This is a genomic window from Atlantibacter sp. MEI4A-1023, from assembly GCF_056155425.1.
Genome location: NZ_CM149568.1, coordinates 1828520 through 1847067 on the forward strand (window position 1 = coordinate 1828520; position 18548 = coordinate 1847067).

The window sequence follows — 18548 nt, forward strand, 5'->3', positions numbered from 1 at the left end:
GTGAAAAAGAAAAAACGCCTCAGTACCTGGATAATCGTCCTGCTGATTGCGGCTATAGGTGGAGGACTCATCTGGACTGAAAACCCCTTTGTTTACCTGCTTACCACCGAGAAAAAATTGGCGCTATCGTTGACGGTCGCGGGTTTATGTATATTCATTTTACTTTGTGATGATTTATTTGTTCGGTTATGGCAATCACTTATCTCGCTGACCTTTATTCAGCAGCTTCATGCATTAGCAGGTAAAAATCATCGACAGGAAAATGCATCGCGCGCTGACCAGGATAAATACAGCGAGACGGTCAAAATTGTTCGCCTCGCGATGCATAACTTATATGGCCGTCGCTGGAGCCGTAAAACGCGCATTCTTTTGATAACCGGCACTGCCTCCGAGGTGGAACAACTGACCCCTGGCCTCACCGACCAGCTCTGGCAAGAAGATCGCGGCACGCTGCTGCTTTGGGGCGGCGATCTCAACTCACCAGCAGAAAGCGCCTGGCTCACCGCGCTGCGTAAACTGCGCCGCCGTCCGGTGGATGGCCTGGTATGGGTCACCACGGCCTTTGACCAGTTGTCTGTACCCGGTCTGGAGCCGCCGCTACCGGTTCCTTCCGAAAGCACCATGGATTCCCTGTCTCATGCCATCAGCAGCCGGATGGATGCGCTGGGCTGGAAACTCCCGCTGTACGTCTGGTCCCTGCATCCGCGCGCCGGTAAGCCGGAAGGGCGTATCGTGCAGGCGACAGGCTGTCTTTTGCCTGCGGGCTGCCGCACCGGGGGGCTGGCTCAACAGCTCGCTGCCCTGACGCCAATGCTCACCTCGCAGGGCCTGCAGCAGACCTGTGGTGATGTAAAACAGAATTTCTTACTGGCGCTGGCCGACCAGCTCATCCGTGAACCGGAGAGCGTGACCGCGCCGCTGTCGGTGATGCTCAATCCGTACCGCCCGCTGCCGCTGGCCGGTGTGGTGTTCAGTCAGCCCTCTGCCGGTGCTGAGCGCGCGGTACAGCATCACTGGGGCATGGACAAGCGCTGGGATGTGCTGCCTGATTCTGTCCGAACGCTTCCGGCTGGACTGCGTCCACGCAGGCCGGGTATGGCGTGGCGCAAAGTGATGGCGTTTGTTGTCGCGCTTTCTATGGTGGCATGGGCCGCCTGGATGGGACTCTCCTGGGTAACCAACCGCAACCAGATTAACGGCGCGAATGCGCAGGCCGCGCTGGCCGCCCGGCAGAGCCTGCCGCCGGAACAGCGTCTTTACGCCCTGTCTGAACTTCAAAAAACCCTTGCCCGCCTACAGTACCGCTCAGAGCACGGCGTGCCGTGGTACGAGCAGGCCGGGCTGAGCCAGAATGACGCACTGCTTGCCGCACTCTGGCCACGTTATCAGGACAGCGCCCAGCCTCTGCTGCGTGATGCCGCTGCTGACCATCTGCGCGCGCAGCTGAATGCCTTTAATGCATTGCCACCGGGCAGCCCGCTGCGTGAGCAGCGGGCAAAAAGCGCTTATAACCAGCTCAGGCTTTACCTGATGCTGGCCCACCCGGAACATATGGACGCCGCCTGGTTCAGCACGGCCCTGATGCATGAGTGGCCGGAGCGTGACGGCGTGAAAAACGGTGTCTGGCAGGGTATGGCCCCGTCACTGCTGTCATTCTATGGCGCGCAGCTGGCAGCGCATCCACAGTGGCATCTGCCAGCGGATGAGGGCATGGTTAGCCAGGCGCGCTCCCTGCTGGTTCGCCTGATGGGGGTGCGCAACAGTGAATCAACCCTGTACCAGAAGATGCTCTCTCAGGTCGCGCACCTGTATGTCGATATGCGCCTGGAAAACATGACGGGTGATACCGATGCGTCCCGTCTGTTCAGCACCCCCGAAATCGTGCCGGGGATGTTTACCCGCCAGGCATGGGAGCAGGCGGTGCAACCTGCCATTGAAAAAGTGGTGAAGGCACGCCGTGACGAACTCGACTGGGTACTCACTGACAGCAAAGCGCTGGAGAAAAACCCGGATGAAACCTCGCCGGAAGCGCTGAAAAAGCGCCTGACGGAGCGCTACTTTGCTGACTTTGGTGGTGCCTGGCTGGAGTTCCTTAACAGCCTGCGCTGGAAGCGGGCCGCCACGTTGTCAGATTCCATTGACCAGTTGACCCTGATGGCTGACGTACGCCAGTCGCCTCTGGTGGCGCTGATGAACACCCTGAACGTGCAGGGGCGCACCGGACAAACAGGCGAAGCGATTTCAGATTCACTGGTGAAATCAGCGAAAAATCTGCTGGGCAGTGACGACAAGGATGCCATTGATCAGAGTGCCGGAGTACAGGGTCCGCTGGACGCGACCTTTGGCCCGGTGCTGGCGCTGATGGACAAGAGCCGCACCGGAACCGGGGCTCAGAGCCTGCAGTCTTATCTGACCCGGGTGACGCAGGTGCGATTGCGTCTGCAGCAGGTGACCAATGCCGCAGACCCGCAGGCCATGACCCAGACCATTGCCCAGACGGTATTTCAGGGCAAGGCGGTCGATCTGACCGAAACCCGCGATTATGGCAGCCTGATTGCCGCTGGCCTCGGCCAGGAGTGGAGCGGTTTTGGTCAGGCGGTATTCGTGAACCCTATGGAGCAGGCCTGGCAGCAGGTACTGACCCCGGCGGCAGAGAGCCTTAATACTCAGTGGCAGCAGGCTGTGGTCAGCGAGTGGAACAGCGCGTTTGGGGGCCGCTATCCGTTCAGCGACAGCAGCAGCGATGTTTCCCTGCCTCTGCTCGCCAGATACCTCAACGCCGATTCCGGGCGTATCGCGCAGTTTCTCCAGACCCGTCTCAAAGGGGTGTTACACCGGGAAGGCAGCCACTGGGTACCGGACAGCATTAACGCGCAGGGGCTGGCTTTTAACCCGGCCTTTCTCAATGCCATCAACACCCTGAGTCATATCTCGGATGTGGCCTTCACCGAAGGTAATGCCGGTATGAATTTTGAGTTGCGTCCGGGCACCGCCGCTGGCGTGATGCAGACTGACATGATTATCGACAATCAGAAACTGATCTACGTAAACCAGTTGCCGACGTGGAAGCGCTTTACGTGGCCTGCGGATACCGAGGCGCCTGGCGCTAACCTGAGCTGGATAAGCACGCAGGCGGGTACCCGCCAGTATGCGGATATCCCCGGTGCCTGGGGCTGGATACGCCTGCTTGATAAAGCGGCAGTCAGTGCTTATCCGGGGGTCAGCAGCAGTTACAGCCTGAGCTGGGAAGCGCAGGACGGACGTATCCTAAATTACACCCTGCGAACCGAAGCCGGAGAAGGGCCGCTGGTACTGCTGAAACTGCGCAATTTCCGTCTGCCGGAGACGCTTTTCAGCACGACCGGTGTGGCACCGTCAGATCCGGTTGCTGATGTGATGAACTAATTTCTCCAGGAATTCTATTTTTATGGACGATTTAACCCTGCGTTATTATGACGCGGAATTGCGCTACCTGCGTGAAGCCGCGAAAGAGTTTGCCCAGACCCACCCGGACCGGGCCGCGATGCTGGACCTGGATAAGACGGGTACACCCGACCCGTATGTTGAACGCCTGTTTGAAGGTTTTGCTTTCTCGATGGGGCGGCTGCGTGAAAAAATTGATGATGACCTGCCGGAACTCACCGAAGGGCTGGTCAGCATGCTCTGGCCACATTATCTGCGTACGATTCCGTCGCTCTCCGTGGTGGCGTTTACGCCCGCGCGTCAGTCCGTGAAAATGGCGGAAGTGATACCCGCTGGTCTTGAAGTTTACTCCCGCCCGGTAGGGCCGAAGAATACAGTCTGCCGCTATCGTACTACCCAGGATGTCATGCTCAATCCTCTCGGTGTCTCGGGCGTCACCATGACCACCGAACCAGATGGCCGCTCGGTGCTGCGTATCCGTTTTGCCTGCAGCACGCAGGCAGACTGGTCTCATGCTGACCTGAGTCACCTGAACCTGTATCTCGGGGCTGAACCCCTGGTCAGCAGTCAACTGCACCTGATGCTGACGAAACGGCAGGCAGCGCTCTACATGCGTTTACCCGGGCAGGCCGACCGTATCCGGCTTGACGGGTATTTCTCCCCGGGTGGATTTGGTGAAGAGGAAGGGCTGTGGCCAAAAGGCGACACGGCGTTCAGCGGTTATCAGCTGCTGCTGGAATATTTCACCTTCCGGGACAAGTTTTTGTTTGTCCACCTGAATGGCCTTGACGGTATCACGCCCCCGCCTGGCGCTGCGTATGTCGACATTGAAGTGGTCTTCAGCGCCCTGTGGCCATCAGACCTGCCGGTGACCGATGACGCAGTACGCCTCCACTGCGTGCCGGTGGTTAACCTGTTCACGCTGGAAGCAGATCCGCTCACCATCACTGGTCTTGAAAGCGAATATTTACTGCGACCGAAAAGGCTGCAGGACGGACACACCGAAGTTTATTCCGTGGATTCGGTCACTGGCTCAAACCGGACCCGTGATGCGGAGTACGTGCCGTTCAGTAGCTTCCGTCATAAAGGCGGAATGATGCGCCGTAATGCCCCACCACGTTATTACCACACCCGCGTAAAACGCAGCGTGACCGGGCTGTATGACACCTGGCTTATTCTGGGCGGTCACCAGTGGGAAGATGACCGGTTATTTGAACGTGAAGCAGTATCACTGCAAATCACCGGCACCAACGGCCAGTTACCGCGCCGCGCGCTCCAGAGCACGCTGCTTGACCGTTGTGAGCAGGTGGTACAAACACAGTTAACGGTAAGAAATCTCTGTAAGCCCACGCTGCCGGTTTACCCCCCTGCCGAAGACCGTTTTCACTGGCGGGTGCTGAGCCATCTCGGTTCCGGCTTCCTCAATATGATGAGTACCGCCGAAGTGCTGCGCGGAACGCTGGCACTCTATAACTGGCAGGAAGATGAACTCAATACCCGCCGGCTGGAAGCCATTCAGCATGTCGCGCATCACCGCCTTCAGCGTTTTGAGCAGGGGTATCTGCTGCGAGGGCTGGATATCGAAGTCACCCTCGACAGTAACGGCTTCACGGGAGAGGGGGATATTCACCTGTTTGGCGAAATGCTTAACCGGTTCTTTGGTCTCTATGCCGATATGAACCAGTTTAACCAGCTCACGCTCATTGTTCAGCCAGAAGGAAAATGTATCCGGTGGAAAGAGAATCACAGTCCGCGCCTGCCAGGCTGATGGAGGCGCTGGGCGACCGGCTGCCGTATATCAACTTTTACCGCTTCTGCCAGCTACTGGAGCAGAGCCAGCCGGATAAGCCAGTGATCGGCAGCACCTGGCAGATGCGTCATGAACCGGTGCGCTTCCGGCCCCATCCGGGGATGGGGTTTCCCGCTTCGGAAATGAAAGCCCTTGAGCCGCCGGAATATCCCCACTTGCCGCCCACGGTGCGCATCACTTTTATGGGGCTTTACGGCGTCGAGTCGCCGCTGCCCACACCCTATATCGATGACATCAGCCAGCGGCGGGAAGGGTACGAGGCGACCGCTGATTTTCTCGATATCTTCAACCATCGGTTGATTGCCCAGTACTACCGCATCTGGCGTAAATATTCGTATCCGACAAGCTTCGAAGCGGGTGGCAAAGACAAGGTATCGCAGTATCTGCTGGGGCTGGCGCGGCTGGGGATTGACGGCTGCACAGACAGTATCGCCGCACCTGCCTCACGCTTTCTGGCGCTGTTGCCGGTAATGATACTTCCGGGACGAACCGCGGAAGGGATGGCCTCGCTGGTGCGTCTGCTGGCGCCGGGGACTCAGGCGAAAATCTGGCACCACGATAAGCGACGCGTCCCGCTGAAAAAGCCGCTGACGATGAGCGTGCGCCACCCCGTCACCCTGGCCAGGCGACCGGTGATGGGGAGCTATGGCACCGATGTGAACAGTCAGGTACTGATGAGGCTTACCACCGCCAGGGCGGAAGAAGTGCAGGGCTGGCTACCCGGGGGAGAGCTTCATACGGATTTAATGGCTCTGCTGCACGTCTATCTCGGGTCACGTCTTGACGTGCGGCTGCAGTTGCGCGTGGACCGTAGGCTGCTTCCGGATGCCACGATGAGCAGCCAGCCCCGTGTGGGGGCGGTACAGCTGGGGCGCACCGCCGTGATGCGTCCGCTGAACCCGTCAAACACCCTGACATATCCGAAAATCATCACCATTAATCTGGGCCGCTATGCGCGCGTTCAGGAACATATTCACCGCAGGGAGACCGATGAAAATGGCGATTATCGCTGGTAAATTTCACCAGGCTACACGGGTCGCAGGTATCACCCTGATGCTTGCTGGCTGTGGGCTGACCCAGAGCATTACGGATGGCACTGTCGCTGTGACCAAATCAATTTTTTATCAGCAGATAAAGACCGTACATCTGGATATCCGGGCCCGTGAGGCGGTTAACAGCAATGCCAGCGGCGCTGCGTTGTCTACGATAGTGCGGGTCTATCAGCTTAAAGACAGAAAGACCTTTGATACCACGGATTACCCGTCACTGTTCAGGGCGGACAGTCAGGCCATCAAAGCGGACCTGGTGGCAGAGAAAGACATTCGCCTGCAGCCGGGCGGGGCGGTAACGATCGATATGCCGATGGAGGCGAAGACGCAGTATGTGGCGGTAGCGGGGATGTTTATGTCGCCGGACCAGGAAAATAACACGTGGCGGGTGGTACTGAGCCGGGACGATCTCGATCCGGATAGGGCGAGGGTCATTGAGGCCGGAAACAATCAACTGACGCTGGAGGCCCTGAAGGATGAGTGATACGCCATCCGAGCTGTGGCGTCAGGCGTGCCAATTGACATTGTGCAATAAAGTTCCCCGCTAAGGTGCCGATAACAGCGACAGTAGACCTGCTGAGAAGGTGTTATCTGTATGCTGAACCGTATTCGTGTCGTCACCCTGTTAATGGTTGTTTTGGTGGTATTTGCTCTGCTGCAACTGATTTCCGGCGGCCTGTTCTTCACCTCGGTGAAAGAGAACCAGGAGACGTTCGGCATTTCGCATGAACTGCGGATCCAGCAGGGGGAGTTAAACGAGGCGTGGGAAATGATGCTGCAAACCCGCATCAACCTGAGCCGCTCATCGGCGCGCATGTTGATGACGCCGACCATCCAACAAAGCAGCGCTAAAACAGATTTACTCAACAGCGCCAAAGCCTCGCTGAAAAGCGCCCAGGCGCATTTCGCCGCCTTCCAGCAAAGCCATGTCGCTTTACCCGCCATGACTAACGCCATCAGCGATGTGGAAAAAGCCTACAACGATTACAACGGTGCGCTGACCGAACTGGTGCAGTTTCTTGAAACCGGCAATATGGACGCCTATTTCGCCCAGGCCACCCAGGGAAAACAAAACGCGCTTGATAAAGCAATCAAAACGTACGAAGCGCTGAATATCGAACTTTACCAGGCCGCGTATGAGAGTAGCAAAGCGGATTACCGTCTGGCGCTGTGGCAACTGGGCGCGCTGGGCATTGCCCTGCTGGTGGTGATTGTGCTGGTGTGGTTCGGGATCCGTACCGCCTTGCTGAACCCGCTGAACCAGGTGATTAGCCATATCCGTAAAATCGCCAGCGGCGATCTGACGCCGAAGCTGAACATCGCCGGGCGTAACGAAATCACCGCGCTGGCCTCCAGCGTCCAGCATATGCAGCAGGAGCTGATCGACACCGTGACCAGCGTGCGCGAAGGCTCTGACGCTATCTATACCGGCACCAGCGAAATCGCCGCCGGGAACAATGACCTCTCTTCACGCACTGAACAGCAGGCGGCCTCGCTGGAAGAAACCGCCGCCAGCATGGAGCAGTTAACCGCCACGGTGAAACAGAACGCCGAAAACGCTCGCCAGGCCTCGCTGCTGGCGCAGAGCGCCTCGGAAACCGCCGGGCGCGGCGGCAAAGTGGTGGACGGCGTGGTCAATACCATGCACGACATTGCCGCCAGCTCGAAGAAAATCGCCGACATCACCAGCGTGATCGATGGCATCGCGTTCCAGACCAATATTCTGGCGCTGAACGCCGCTGTAGAAGCGGCGCGGGCAGGCGAGCAGGGGCGTGGATTCGCGGTGGTTGCCGGGGAAGTGCGTAACCTCGCCAGCCGTAGCGCCCAGGCGGCAAAAGAGATTAAAGCGTTGATTGACGATTCCGTGGCGCGCGTGGATACCGGCTCGGTGCTGGTGGAGAGCGCAGGCGACACCATGCAGGACATCGTCAACGCCGTGACCCGCGTTACCGACATCATGGGTGAAATCGCCTCGGCGTCGGATGAACAGAGCCGCGGCATCGACCAGGTGGCGCTGGCGGTCTCCGAAATGGACCGCGTCACCCAGCAGAACGCCTCGCTGGTGGAGCAATCCGCCGCCGCCGCCGTGGCGCTGGAAGAACAGGCCAGTCTGCTGACCCAGGCCGTTTCCGCTTTTCGTATACACACACAACCAACAACACACCAGAACTCGCACCCTGTCCGCGACGACATCCCCGGGGGCGGCGCGCCGGCGTTGACCTCCCGTAAGGCGCTCGCTGGCGGCCAGGACGACAACTGGGAAACATTTTAATAACCACCCTGAGTAATTTGAGCGGTTGTATGGGCGACAGGGAGAAGGGACCAGGAACGGGGGAGCATACCCAACAATGCGGCAACTTGAAGTATGACGGGATTGAATCGGCAATGTTGCCATGTGGGAGAGTGAATGTTTAACCGTATCCGTATCTCGACCAGTTTGATGTTACTAATGATCCTCTGCGGCGTATTGCAGATCAGCAGTAACGGCCTGTCATTCTGGGCGTTCCGTGATGACAACCAGAACCTGAAAATGGTTGAAACCAGTAATTACCAGCGCGACACCCTGACCCAAACCCGCGCCGAACTGCTGGAAGCAGGCACCTCGCTGAACCGTGCGGGCACCCTGACGGCGCTGAGCTATCCGCCGGAGGATATCAAAGCGCTGATGACCACGGCGCGTACCAGCCTCAGGCAGGCGGATGCGCTGTTTGAGCAGTTTATGGCGATTACGTCGCTGACGGCGGACGGCGAGGCGATGAAAGCCTCAACTGCGCAGAGTTTTAAAACCTGGCGCGATGACATTGAGCATCAGGCCACATGGCTGGAAAGTAACCAGATTTCTGATTTCCTGACCGCTCCGGTACAGCAGTCGCAAAAGGCGTTTGATGCCAGTTATGACGCATGGCAGCAGCATATCAGCCAGTTCGTTAAGCAGGCGAGCGACGACAGCCAACTGAATCTGCGTATCTCCGGGCTGATTTTTGCCGTCGGCACGCTTTCAGCCATGGTCCTGCTGCTGGGCTCGCTGTGGTGGGTACGCGCGCTGGTAGTGACCCCGCTGGCGATTGTGCGCAGCCACTTTGACAGCATCGCCGAAGGTAATCTGGCGCGCACCATTGAGGTCTATGGCCGTAACGAGATTTCGTTGATCTTCGAAACGCTGAAATCAATGCAAACGCGCCTGCGCGACACGCTGGGGCAAGTGCGCCAGGGTAGCCATGAAATGCATACCGGTATTGGCGAAATCGCCGCCGGGAATAACGACCTGTCGGCGCGTACCGAGCAGCAGGCGGCGTCGCTGGCCGAAACGGCCGCCAGTATGGAGCAACTGACCGCCACCGTCGGCCAGAACGCCGACAACGCCCGCCAGGCCTCGCAGCTTGCGCGCGACGCGGCGCAAACCGCGAAAAAAGGCGGCGAGCAGGCGGGCAACGTCGCCAGCACCATGCGCGGCATTGAAGTCAGTTCGCAGAAAATCAGCGACATCACCAGCGTGATCGACGGTATCGCGTTCCAGACCAATATTCTGGCGCTGAACGCGGCGGTAGAAGCAGCACGCGCAGGCGAACAGGGCCGCGGATTCGCGGTGGTTGCCGGGGAAGTCCGCAACCTGGCCAGCCGCAGCGCCCATGCGGCGAAAGAGATAAAAGTGTTGATCGACGAATCGGTATCCCGGGTGCAGCAGGGCTCGCAGCTGGTGGATACCGCCGCCAATACCATGTCGGAAATCGTTCGTTCAGTTACCCAGGTCAACGACATCATGGGGGAGATCGCCTCGGCATCCGATGAGCAGCGCCGCGGCATTGAGCAGGTTGCACAGGCGGTAAGCCAAATGGATCAGGTGACGCAGCAAAACGCTGCGTTAGTCGAAGAAGCCGCTGCCGCGACCGATTCGCTGTCCGGTCAGGCCGAGCGTCTCACCACGCTGGTATCGGCATTTAATCTTGAAAGTATTGTCCGGGAAGACAATGAAGTGGCAGTCACCCCGCAACGGGTGCCGGTTTTAACCTGAATCCATGTAAAGAAGGCGCTATGACATCATCACTGCCCAATGGGCAAACGTCATTACTGTTTCAGATGACCCAGCGCCTCGCGCTATCCGACGCGCATTTTCGTCGGATATGCCAACTGATTTATCAGCGCGCCGGGATTGTATTGGCTGAGCATAAAAGGGACATGGTTTATAACCGGCTGGTTCGCCGGTTACGCACCCTGGGTCTCGACGATTTTGGTCGCTATCTGAGTATGCTGGAAGCGAACCCGAACAGCGCAGAATGGCAGGCTTTTGTTAACTCATTGACCACCAACCTGACGGCGTTTTTCCGCGAGGCGCACCATTTTCCGGTGCTGGCCGAACACGCGCGCAAACGCAGCGGGGAGTACCGGGTATGGAGCGCCGCCGCCTCGACGGGGGAGGAACCGTACTCCATCGCCATCACGCTCGCCGACGCGCTGGGCATCGCCCCGGGGCGTTTTAACGTGTTCGCCAGTGACATCGACACCGAAGTGCTGCAAAAGGCGAAAAGCGCCATTTACCGCCAGGAGGAGCTTAAAACCCTCTCTCCACAGCAGTTGCAACGCTACTTTATGCGCGGCACCGGTCCCCATGAAGGGCTGGTGCGGGTGCGCAGTGAACTCGGCAACGCCGTTGAGTTCGCCGCAATGAATTTGTTGGATAAGCAGTACAACGTACCCGGCCCGTTTGACGCAATCTTTTGCCGCAACGTGATGATTTATTTCGATAAAGAAACACAGCAGGAGATCCTCAAGCGTTTTGTGCCGTTACTCAAACCGGGGGGGTTATTGTTCGCCGGGCATTCAGAGAATTTCAGTAATCTCAGCCGCGATTTCTGGCTCCGTGGCCAGACGGTTTACGCGCTGAGTAAGGAAAGACAATGAGTAAAATCAAGGTGCTGTCTGTAGATGACTCGGCGTTGATGCGTCAAATCATGACGGAAATCATCAACAGTCACAGCGATATGGAAATGGTGGCGACGGCGCCCGACCCCTTAGTGGCCCGGGATTTAATCAAAAAATACAACCCTGATGTGCTGACGCTGGATGTGGAAATGCCGCGCATGGATGGGCTGGATTTTCTGGAAAAACTGATGCGCCTGCGGCCGATGCCGGTGGTGATGGTCTCTTCCCTGACCGGCAAAGGCTCGGAGGTGACCCTGCGCGCCCTGGAGCTGGGCGCAGTGGATTTTGTCACCAAACCGCAGTTGGGCATCCGTGAAGGGATGCTGGCCTACAGCGAAATGATCGCCGAGAAAGTACGCACTGCGGCGCGCGCGCAAGTCGCGACCCGCGCCCAGCAGGCGGTGCCCGCGACGCTGAAAGCCGGCCCGATGCTCAGTTCCGAAAAACTGATTGTTATCGGCGCGTCCACCGGCGGCACTGAGGCGATCCGCCACGTGCTGCAACCGCTGCCGCTCTCCTCCCCGGCGGTGCTGATTACCCAGCATATGCCACCCGGATTCACCCGCTCTTTCGCCGAACGCCTGAATAAGCTGTGCCAGATCAGCGTGAAGGAAGCCGAAGACGGTGAGCGCGTTTTGCCGGGCCATGCCTATATCGCGCCGGGCGATCGTCATATGGAGCTGTCGCGCAGCGGGGCAAACTATCAAATTAAAATTCACGACGGCCCGGCGGTGAACCGCCATCGTCCGGCTGTGGATGTGCTGTTTCATTCCGTCGCCAAATATGCGGGGCGCAACGCGGTTGGGGTGATCCTCACCGGGATGGGTAACGACGGTGCGGCGGGAATGTTGGCGATGCATCAGGCGGGTGCCTGGAACATCGCCCAGAGCGAAGCAAGTTGTGTGGTGTTCGGCATGCCGCGCGAGGCCATCAATATGGGTGGCGTCAGCGAAGTCGTCGATCTAAGCCAGGTCAGCCAGCAGATGCTGGCGAAAATCAGTGCCGGACAGGCAATACGTATTTAATTAAGGAGTATTTTGATGGCGGATAAAGAGCTGAAGTTTCTGGTTGTGGATGACTTTTCCACCATGCGTCGCATTGTGCGCAACCTTCTGAAAGAGCTGGGCTTCAATAACGTAGAAGAAGCAGAAGACGGCGTTGATGCGCTGAATAAACTGCAGGCGGGCGGATTTGGTTTTGTGATCTCCGACTGGAACATGCCGAACATGGATGGTCTGGAATTGCTGAAGACTATCCGCGCCGACGGCGCAATGGCAGCGATGCCGGTGCTGATGGTGACGGCGGAAGCCAAGAAAGAGAACATCATTGCGGCAGCGCAGGCGGGGGCCAGCGGCTACGTAGTGAAACCGTTCACGGCGGCGACTCTGGAAGAGAAACTGAACAAAATCTTCGAGAAACTCGGAATGTAAGGAGCTCCTGATGCTGCAACCTGCAATAAAACCCAGTGAAGAACATTCCGCCGCCGATATTATCGCCCGCATCGGCAGCTTAACGCGCATGCTGCGCGACAGCCTGCGTGAGCTGGGGCTGGATCAGGCGATTGCCGAAGCCGCGGAAGCGATCCCGGATGCCCGCGATCGTCTCGATTATGTAGTGCAAATGACCGCCCAGGCGGCGGAGCGCGCGCTGAACAGCGTTGAGGCGTCGCAGCCGCACCAGGAAGAGCTGGAGAAGGGCGCAAAAGCGTTGAGCAAACGCTGGGACGACTGGTTTGAAAATCCTATCGAACTGAGCGACGCCCGCGAGCTGGTGACCGACACCCGTCAGTATCTGTCTGATGTACCGGGGCATACCAGCTACACCAACGCCCAGTTACTGGAAATTATGATGGCGCAGGATTTCCAGGATCTGACCGGTCAGGTGATCAAACGCATGATGGACGTGATTCAGGAAATTGAACGGCAGTTGCTGATGGTGCTGCTGGAAAATATGCCGGAACCGGGAACCCGTGCGAAACGTGAAAACGACAGCCTGCTCAACGGCCCGCAGGTGGATACCACCAAAGCGGGCGTGGTGGCGAGCCAGGATCAGGTTGATGACTTGCTGGACAGCTTAGGGTTTTGATGGGAAACCGCCTGTTGCCGGGGTACGGCAACAGGCGGGGAAGAGGGCGTTCTTCACTTAACAGGAGTAGGAATTTTCAGGCTCCAGCCGATAGATAAAAATGGACAACGAATGCCGCCTTACCTGCTACTAACGTAAGTCCATTTTCACTGTGATATATCCTTCAAACTTTCCAGCTGTCGGCGTCTGATCGGTTGTACTGACCGGCGTGGCGGTCATAGCAACATGTCCGTTCCCATCCTGGTCAATGACTACAGGAATATCTACTGAACCGTCGAGCGTGACATCTTTATCGTCTGCGTAAAACATCCGTACGCCTATATCGCTACGGTCCACCATGTTTGCAATTAATCCTTTACTACCCGAAGCCACCCCCTGGTCTGCCGTCAGGGTCATTTTTACGGTATCGCTGCTGCTACGTAACGGGTCATTGTCACAATGGTAAGAAATATCCACCTTCTGTGGCGAATAGCCTGAAGGTTTTTGTCCTTTGCCGAAAAATTGTTTAGCTGCTATTACCCCCAGGCTTACTTCAATCGTGCTACCTGCATTAATCGTGCAGCTCAACGGGGCAGAAAGTGTGCCGCTCAGGTAGATATCAGAAACATGTTCGCCCATGTCGCGTGTGCACGGCGAGGATGAACCAAATGACAGGCAACTGTAATTCTGAACAACCACAATAGGGGGAATAACTACTTCGCCCACAATTGCTTTTTTAACTTTTAGAGTAAATGCCATCACATTCCATTTAAATCGCCTTTTAGTGTCCGTGGCACCAGAAGGTCGAGTTCCATCACGGCATACGCTGGCTTTCTGCTCTGAATTGGCAACAGAATTGTATTTACTTTCCCGTGCTGAAACAGGGGTGGGATAAACATTTATTGTCATACCAGGCAAACCCGCACCATCCTGATGATCAATGGCATCAGTGTAAGCTGTAACATCAATATCCATGTAGTCGTTTAAATAACCGTAACCTTCTTCGCTACCTGCCAATAAGGGGCTACCAGCAAAGCTGGTTTCATATACTGTAGATGACTTGGTTAGCGCAGTCTGGGAGCAATCACAATTTGCTTCTAACTCCGCGCCGCTGGCAACAATATGTCCAGAGTAATTGAGTGTTTTGCCTGCAATATTTTCGTCATTAGTTAATTCATGATCCCCATTAGCGGTATAAGATTCGGGATGAGAAAAGCAAGCAGGAATAACTCCCACTGCGGAAAGGGACGAAAATGAAAGCATCTGTGCAAAAACTAATAGTGCAACTTTTAAGAATGTATAGTTCACTAATTTGCATTTAGAAAGTTTAATTATCATTGCTGGGTTTCCGATAGACAAAGCGCAGTCGTATTACGGATGCCATTCATACTACGCGCTTGTTTTTGTGCAGAAAAAGTAATGAGGGCGTGGCATTGCTGATTCGCTGAATTACCCCATTGCACGGTAATCGGTGTGTTATCGGCTATGCCTGCGAGATATAACATGCCCGTGTCATCAACAATTCCACTTTGCGGTTGGAGATCAACAGTCGCCATTGCACCAAACGGTACGGTTTGGCCTTGAGGTCGTGTTAGTGTTATTAACGCACGGTAACCAACGTGAGCATCAATATGAGCAGAGACGGCCGCATTACGACTGGGGACCACGGTTAATGCTGTGTCATTGGTATCCACATCCTCTGGCAATGTCGTTGTATCAACATTGATAATATTTTCCTGGTATGCCTCAAGGGAAGGAATAATCGCGTTACCAAACAAGTCAGTTTGCACACCGCGCTGATTCATAAAGCGCACGCCAGAGGCACCATTGGCATTGACGATTGCAAATTCATCGCCTAGCGGTTGCGCAAGCGTAATGCCTTGAGGGTGAGCAACAATCGCACCGCTAATTCCATAACTAAACTGTTGGGAGTGATCTGAGGCATAATAATAACCTGCATTCATATTGGCGTATTGCGAACGATAACTGCCATAAATACTGCTATTGTCCTCACCATCATGGTTAGTGAACCCTTTACGTAGCGAATAACTTAAACGGTGATCGTCAAGCATTGAACCCGTAAGATCCACATTCTGGCTGGTATAACCGTCTTTGCTTGCGCTAGTGGAAAAAATGACGGAACCACCCGGCAACCACTTGCTTAGCGGTATGCTCATTCCAAAGGAAATAACCCTGTCATTTTGGTCACTGCTGGTTTTGCTGTAGCTATAGTCCAGATGATAGCTAATGCCTGAGACAACGCTGCTTAGCCCTACTGCAAGCCCGTACTCTTTATTTTCGCTATCCCAATAATCCTGCTGATAACCATTAAGGTACAGGCTACTGCCTAATACAGTTTGGCTGAGATTAGCCTGAATTCTGTTGCGTTTGTTGTACTGGAAGGACCAATCGATATCATCATCGCTGTCATATTTCCGGTTTGCATCCGCAAAACTATAGTATCCGCGAGTAGAGTAGCGATAGCTCGCCAGAGAATATGACGTATCTGTCGTTTCAATTGAACCTGAATAAACAAGACGCCATGATTGACCTGTGCTCTGTTTTCCATTGTCAAGAGTTGCTCGTGCTGATGTGACATCGGCGGAAAGCGAACCAAAACTACCGAGTGCAATACCGGCACCGACGTTGGAGGAGAGATAATTTTCCGAACCGGTCACCCCACCGTACATCGTCACAAGATTATTCAGGCCATATACTGAACTTATCTGAATGAAAAGGGGTTCATTATCGTGCTGGCTACTGTCGGAGCGAAAACGACCCGCGGTGAGCTCATAATTAAACCGTCCAGGCCGTTGCATGATGGCCACACTTGAATAAGGTTGAGTAAAGTGGCGTTCGGTGCCATCCGCTTCTTTAATCGTGACTTCTAAATCACCGTTGTTAGTGGTGGACATAATGTCGTGTATTTCGAATGCACCTGGCGCAACGGTTGACTGATAAATAAGATAGCCATTTTGTCGTACTGAGATTTCAGCATTCGAGTTAGCAATACCCCGAATTACTGGGGCGAACCCGCGCTGACTGTAAGGAAGCATCTGATTATCAGATGCGATATTGATGCCGCTGTATTGAATACTGTCGAACACCTGGCCACGGGTGCTATTTTCTCCGGCGATAAATTGGGCTTTAAGGGTATTTATGTCGTGCTGGATCCAGGTATTAATTGCCTGCCATGACCGATCGTCACCGGACTGGTTCCAGGTTGAATAACTACGCATCCGCCATCCGCCCAGGTTTATGCCGCTATCAAGATTAAGATATTGGCTTTGAGACGTCTGATGAGAAGGTTCTTGACGCTGTAATCCAGAATAACTGTAATTGGCAAACATCACAGATACGCCGTCATCCCAACGGGAAGGGTCAATACTGTCTCTGGCATCCGCGTCGATATTGACCTGAGGAATGCTGAGACTCAGCGTCATGTTATTAAAGTCAAAGATAGCGCTAGCAGATGGGAAAAAATGGCCGAGAGGTTTAGTGAGTGGTTGATTATCAGACAAGGCGGCTATTCCAGCATTTGTATCAACTTTTATACCCCACGTCCGTAGCATCGACTTGGTTAACTGAGGAATGAGTCTTCCATCACTGCCGTTAAAATAGGCAATGGGCACTTCGTCAATTTTTTTTTGGTTAAGCACCACCGTCGATTTATAAACCCCAGGTAATTGTGCATTATTTTTAGAGAAGATAGATAGGTCAACGTTCTGCTGCGTAAGGTTTTCGCCTTCAAGCGCCGTCGCATTAAAATAAAACTCTCTGGAGAAAACGTGACCCGATAACCCTATTAGCACACTGCACAGGCAACGTACCAGGGTAATCGAGTTGATGTTTGGATAAACAGAATAACCTTTCATCGCATTGGAAGCGTGGCAGTGAACTTATTGGAAGTGCTTCCGTAATCCGTAATGCATCTCCAGGTGACAATGTGGTCAGACGTTTTGCCTGGCAGTGTAAATGTTGCTGTCGATTGAGGTGCAATTATTTCAGCTTCCTTAATACGGGTTGTGCCCACAGAAAGGTTGTCTAATACCGTGTGATAAGCACTCTCATTACTTACCGATAATGATGTACCACTACGAATGAACCGCAGGTTTTTACAAGCTTCATCCGAAGAACCGTCAAGCCCATGCGGACGCCAGAACAATTTCAACCGGGTCTTATAGGTTAATCTCAGGACGTTGGTTTGGTTGCTGTCTTTATCTGTCCCTGGAATAGTGCGCACATTCATATAAAATAGTGATTCTTTATCCTCAGGGAGTGGTGTACCGTTCCATGTGATACGCAAGCTTTGCTCTTTTTGCGGGTCAAGACGAAACAGTGGCGGGGTGATAATAAATGGCCCTCGCGTCTTACCATCTCCCGTGTCGGTCCATGACTGGATCAGCCATGGCAAATCCAGTTGATTATTTTTAATCGGTAGTGCGACTTCTTTTTTGTCCGCGGAATAGATAATACGTGTGCGGCCAATGTTAATGCCACCGGCATACCCGTGCTGAATAAATACAGAAGAGATACAGAGAACTGTTAACGCACTTTTATTCATATTATAACCTGTAATAACGGGTGCTAGTGATAGGATTGCAGGTGAATGACGTTTGGTCTTCCTAAAAAATAAAATAACACTGTCCTTTAATACACAACGGGATAGAGAGTTATTTATAAACGATATTAAGACTCAGATCGGCATCCGCAGGCCCGGCAGTAACCGTCGAAGAAAAGGACACATAACGCGCGTTTAGATATACCTGAACGGTATCTTCCTTTAATGGCATGAGTTCTAAGGGAACCTGATCTTCCTCTCCATCAAATGAAATTAATGTATCGTCATGATCTTTTAGGCTTAATGCAATGCCTATTCCCGTGGCAGCTGTTGTGCCATCGGTAGTAATCTTACTGACATCCAGCAAGGTCTTACTGCCAGTTAATGTTGTCACACCACTGAAGGTAAGATCAGCTTGTATACCCGTATCATTGGTTGGGCAATTGACGAGGTCGATAGTAAATTCGGTCAGTTTTGAATGATCGCCTACTTGCTGAAATTGAGCAGTAGGAACCTGGCCAAGTGGCACGTTGATATCTGATCCTCCATCTATTTCACATGCGGCTTCGATGACTTCTCCGGTGAAATGTATTTTTCCCATATTCAAGTCTGATTTCAGACCCCCTGCATATCCATTTGCAGCACACGCGCTAAGCATTATTACTGCGGCAAACTTACTTTTAAAACATTCCATAGTTTCACCTTAAATTGTCTTAACAAT

At 54.5% G+C, this 18548-nt stretch carries 14 protein-coding genes; 10 read left to right on the forward strand and 4 right to left on the reverse strand.

Translation table 11 applies throughout. The features are described 5' to 3' along the window. From ACVV26_RS08870 to cheZ, 10 genes are all read left to right on the forward strand, one after another. Window positions 1-3405, forward strand: a complete 3405-nt coding sequence (locus ACVV26_RS08870) for an ImcF-related family protein (protein ID WP_474801031.1) — start codon at window positions 1-3, stop codon at window positions 3403-3405. Window positions 3406-3427: 22 nt separating this feature from the next. Continuing rightward, window positions 3428-5191, forward strand: a complete 1764-nt coding sequence (tssF, locus tag ACVV26_RS08875; RefSeq protein WP_474801033.1) for a type VI secretion system baseplate subunit TssF — start codon at window positions 3428-3430, stop codon at window positions 5189-5191. Then, entirely contained in the window at window positions 5146-6249 is a 1104-nt protein-coding gene (tssG, locus tag ACVV26_RS08880; RefSeq protein WP_474801035.1) for a type VI secretion system baseplate subunit TssG, read from the forward strand. Before tssF ends, tssG begins: the two co-directional genes overlap by 46 nt. Continuing rightward, window positions 6230-6766 (forward strand): type VI secretion system lipoprotein TssJ, encoded by a 537-nt coding sequence (gene tssJ, locus ACVV26_RS08885; RefSeq protein ID WP_474801037.1) that lies wholly within the window; start codon window positions 6230-6232, stop codon window positions 6764-6766. The genes tssG and tssJ overlap by 20 nt, the downstream gene beginning before the upstream one ends. Before the next feature lie 111 nt (window positions 6767-6877). Then, window positions 6878-8554, forward strand: coding sequence for a methyl-accepting chemotaxis protein II (gene tar / locus ACVV26_RS08890; protein WP_474801039.1), 1677 nt, complete (start codon window positions 6878-6880; stop codon window positions 8552-8554). Between the two features lie 135 nt (window positions 8555-8689). Beyond that, window positions 8690-10294, forward strand: coding sequence for a methyl-accepting chemotaxis protein (locus ACVV26_RS08895; protein ID WP_474801041.1), 1605 nt, complete (start codon window positions 8690-8692; stop codon window positions 10292-10294). A gap of 20 nt (window positions 10295-10314) precedes the next feature. Continuing rightward, window positions 10315-11181: a protein-glutamate O-methyltransferase CheR gene (cheR, locus tag ACVV26_RS08900; RefSeq protein WP_474801043.1), complete on the forward strand. Its 867-nt coding sequence runs from the start codon at window positions 10315-10317 to the stop codon at window positions 11179-11181. Next, a complete protein-coding gene (locus tag ACVV26_RS08905) occupies window positions 11178-12227 on the forward strand; it encodes a protein-glutamate methylesterase/protein-glutamine glutaminase (protein ID WP_474801045.1) in 1050 nt (349 codons plus the stop codon). Before cheR ends, ACVV26_RS08905 begins: the two co-directional genes overlap by 4 nt. Before the next feature lie 15 nt (window positions 12228-12242). Beyond that, a complete protein-coding gene (gene cheY, locus ACVV26_RS08910) occupies window positions 12243-12632 on the forward strand; it encodes a chemotaxis response regulator CheY (RefSeq protein WP_024552273.1) in 390 nt (129 codons plus the stop codon). Between the two features lie 10 nt (window positions 12633-12642). After that, entirely contained in the window at window positions 12643-13287 is a 645-nt protein-coding gene (gene cheZ / locus ACVV26_RS08915; RefSeq protein ID WP_312982755.1) for a protein phosphatase CheZ, read from the forward strand. Between the two features lie 129 nt (window positions 13288-13416). On the opposite strand, the gene ACVV26_RS08920 is transcribed toward cheZ, so the two are convergent. The 4 genes from ACVV26_RS08920 to ACVV26_RS08935 all read right to left on the reverse strand — a co-directional run bounded on the left by ACVV26_RS08920 (window position 13417) and on the right by ACVV26_RS08935 (window position 18521). Next, window positions 13417-14604 (reverse strand): fimbrial protein, encoded by a 1188-nt coding sequence (locus ACVV26_RS08920; protein ID WP_474801047.1) that lies wholly within the window; start codon window positions 14602-14604, stop codon window positions 13417-13419. Then, window positions 14601-17141, reverse strand: a complete 2541-nt coding sequence (locus ACVV26_RS08925; protein ID WP_474801049.1) for a fimbria/pilus outer membrane usher protein — start codon at window positions 17139-17141, stop codon at window positions 14601-14603. Before ACVV26_RS08925 ends, ACVV26_RS08920 begins: the two co-directional genes overlap by 4 nt. Further along, window positions 17138-17830 (reverse strand): fimbrial biogenesis chaperone, encoded by a 693-nt coding sequence (locus tag ACVV26_RS08930; protein ID WP_474801051.1) that lies wholly within the window; start codon window positions 17828-17830, stop codon window positions 17138-17140. The genes ACVV26_RS08925 and ACVV26_RS08930 overlap by 4 nt, the downstream gene beginning before the upstream one ends. Before the next feature lie 109 nt (window positions 17831-17939). Continuing rightward, window positions 17940-18521: a fimbrial protein gene (locus ACVV26_RS08935; protein WP_474801053.1), complete on the reverse strand. Its 582-nt coding sequence runs from the start codon at window positions 18519-18521 to the stop codon at window positions 17940-17942. Window positions 18522-18548 lie beyond the last annotated feature (27 nt).

What these genes read in the sequence shown, in the direction of transcription:
- ACVV26_RS08925 (WP_474801049.1), bottom strand. Translation starts at nt 17,141, where the DNA reads ATGAAAGGTTATTCTGTTTATCCAAACATCAACTCGATTACCCTGGTA.
- tssJ (WP_474801037.1), top strand. Translation starts at nt 6,230, where the DNA reads ATGGCGATTATCGCTGGTAAATTTCACCAGGCTACACGGGTCGCAGGT.
- ACVV26_RS08905 (WP_474801045.1), top strand. Translation starts at nt 11,178, where the DNA reads ATGAGTAAAATCAAGGTGCTGTCTGTAGATGACTCGGCGTTGATGCGT.
- ACVV26_RS08895 (WP_474801041.1), top strand. Translation starts at nt 8,690, where the DNA reads ATGTTTAACCGTATCCGTATCTCGACCAGTTTGATGTTACTAATGATC.
- ACVV26_RS08920 (WP_474801047.1), bottom strand. Translation starts at nt 14,604, where the DNA reads ATGATAATTAAACTTTCTAAATGCAAATTAGTGAACTATACATTCTTA.
- cheZ (WP_312982755.1), top strand. Translation starts at nt 12,643, where the DNA reads ATGCTGCAACCTGCAATAAAACCCAGTGAAGAACATTCCGCCGCCGAT.
- tssG (WP_474801035.1), top strand. Translation starts at nt 5,146, where the DNA reads ATGTATCCGGTGGAAAGAGAATCACAGTCCGCGCCTGCCAGGCTGATG.
- ACVV26_RS08935 (WP_474801053.1), bottom strand. Translation starts at nt 18,521, where the DNA reads ATGGAATGTTTTAAAAGTAAGTTTGCCGCAGTAATAATGCTTAGCGCG.
- tar (WP_474801039.1), top strand. Translation starts at nt 6,878, where the DNA reads ATGCTGAACCGTATTCGTGTCGTCACCCTGTTAATGGTTGTTTTGGTG.
- tssF (WP_474801033.1), top strand. Translation starts at nt 3,428, where the DNA reads ATGGACGATTTAACCCTGCGTTATTATGACGCGGAATTGCGCTACCTG.
- cheY (WP_024552273.1), top strand. Translation starts at nt 12,243, where the DNA reads ATGGCGGATAAAGAGCTGAAGTTTCTGGTTGTGGATGACTTTTCCACC.
- cheR (WP_474801043.1), top strand. Translation starts at nt 10,315, where the DNA reads ATGACATCATCACTGCCCAATGGGCAAACGTCATTACTGTTTCAGATG.
- ACVV26_RS08930 (WP_474801051.1), bottom strand. Translation starts at nt 17,830, where the DNA reads ATGAATAAAAGTGCGTTAACAGTTCTCTGTATCTCTTCTGTATTTATT.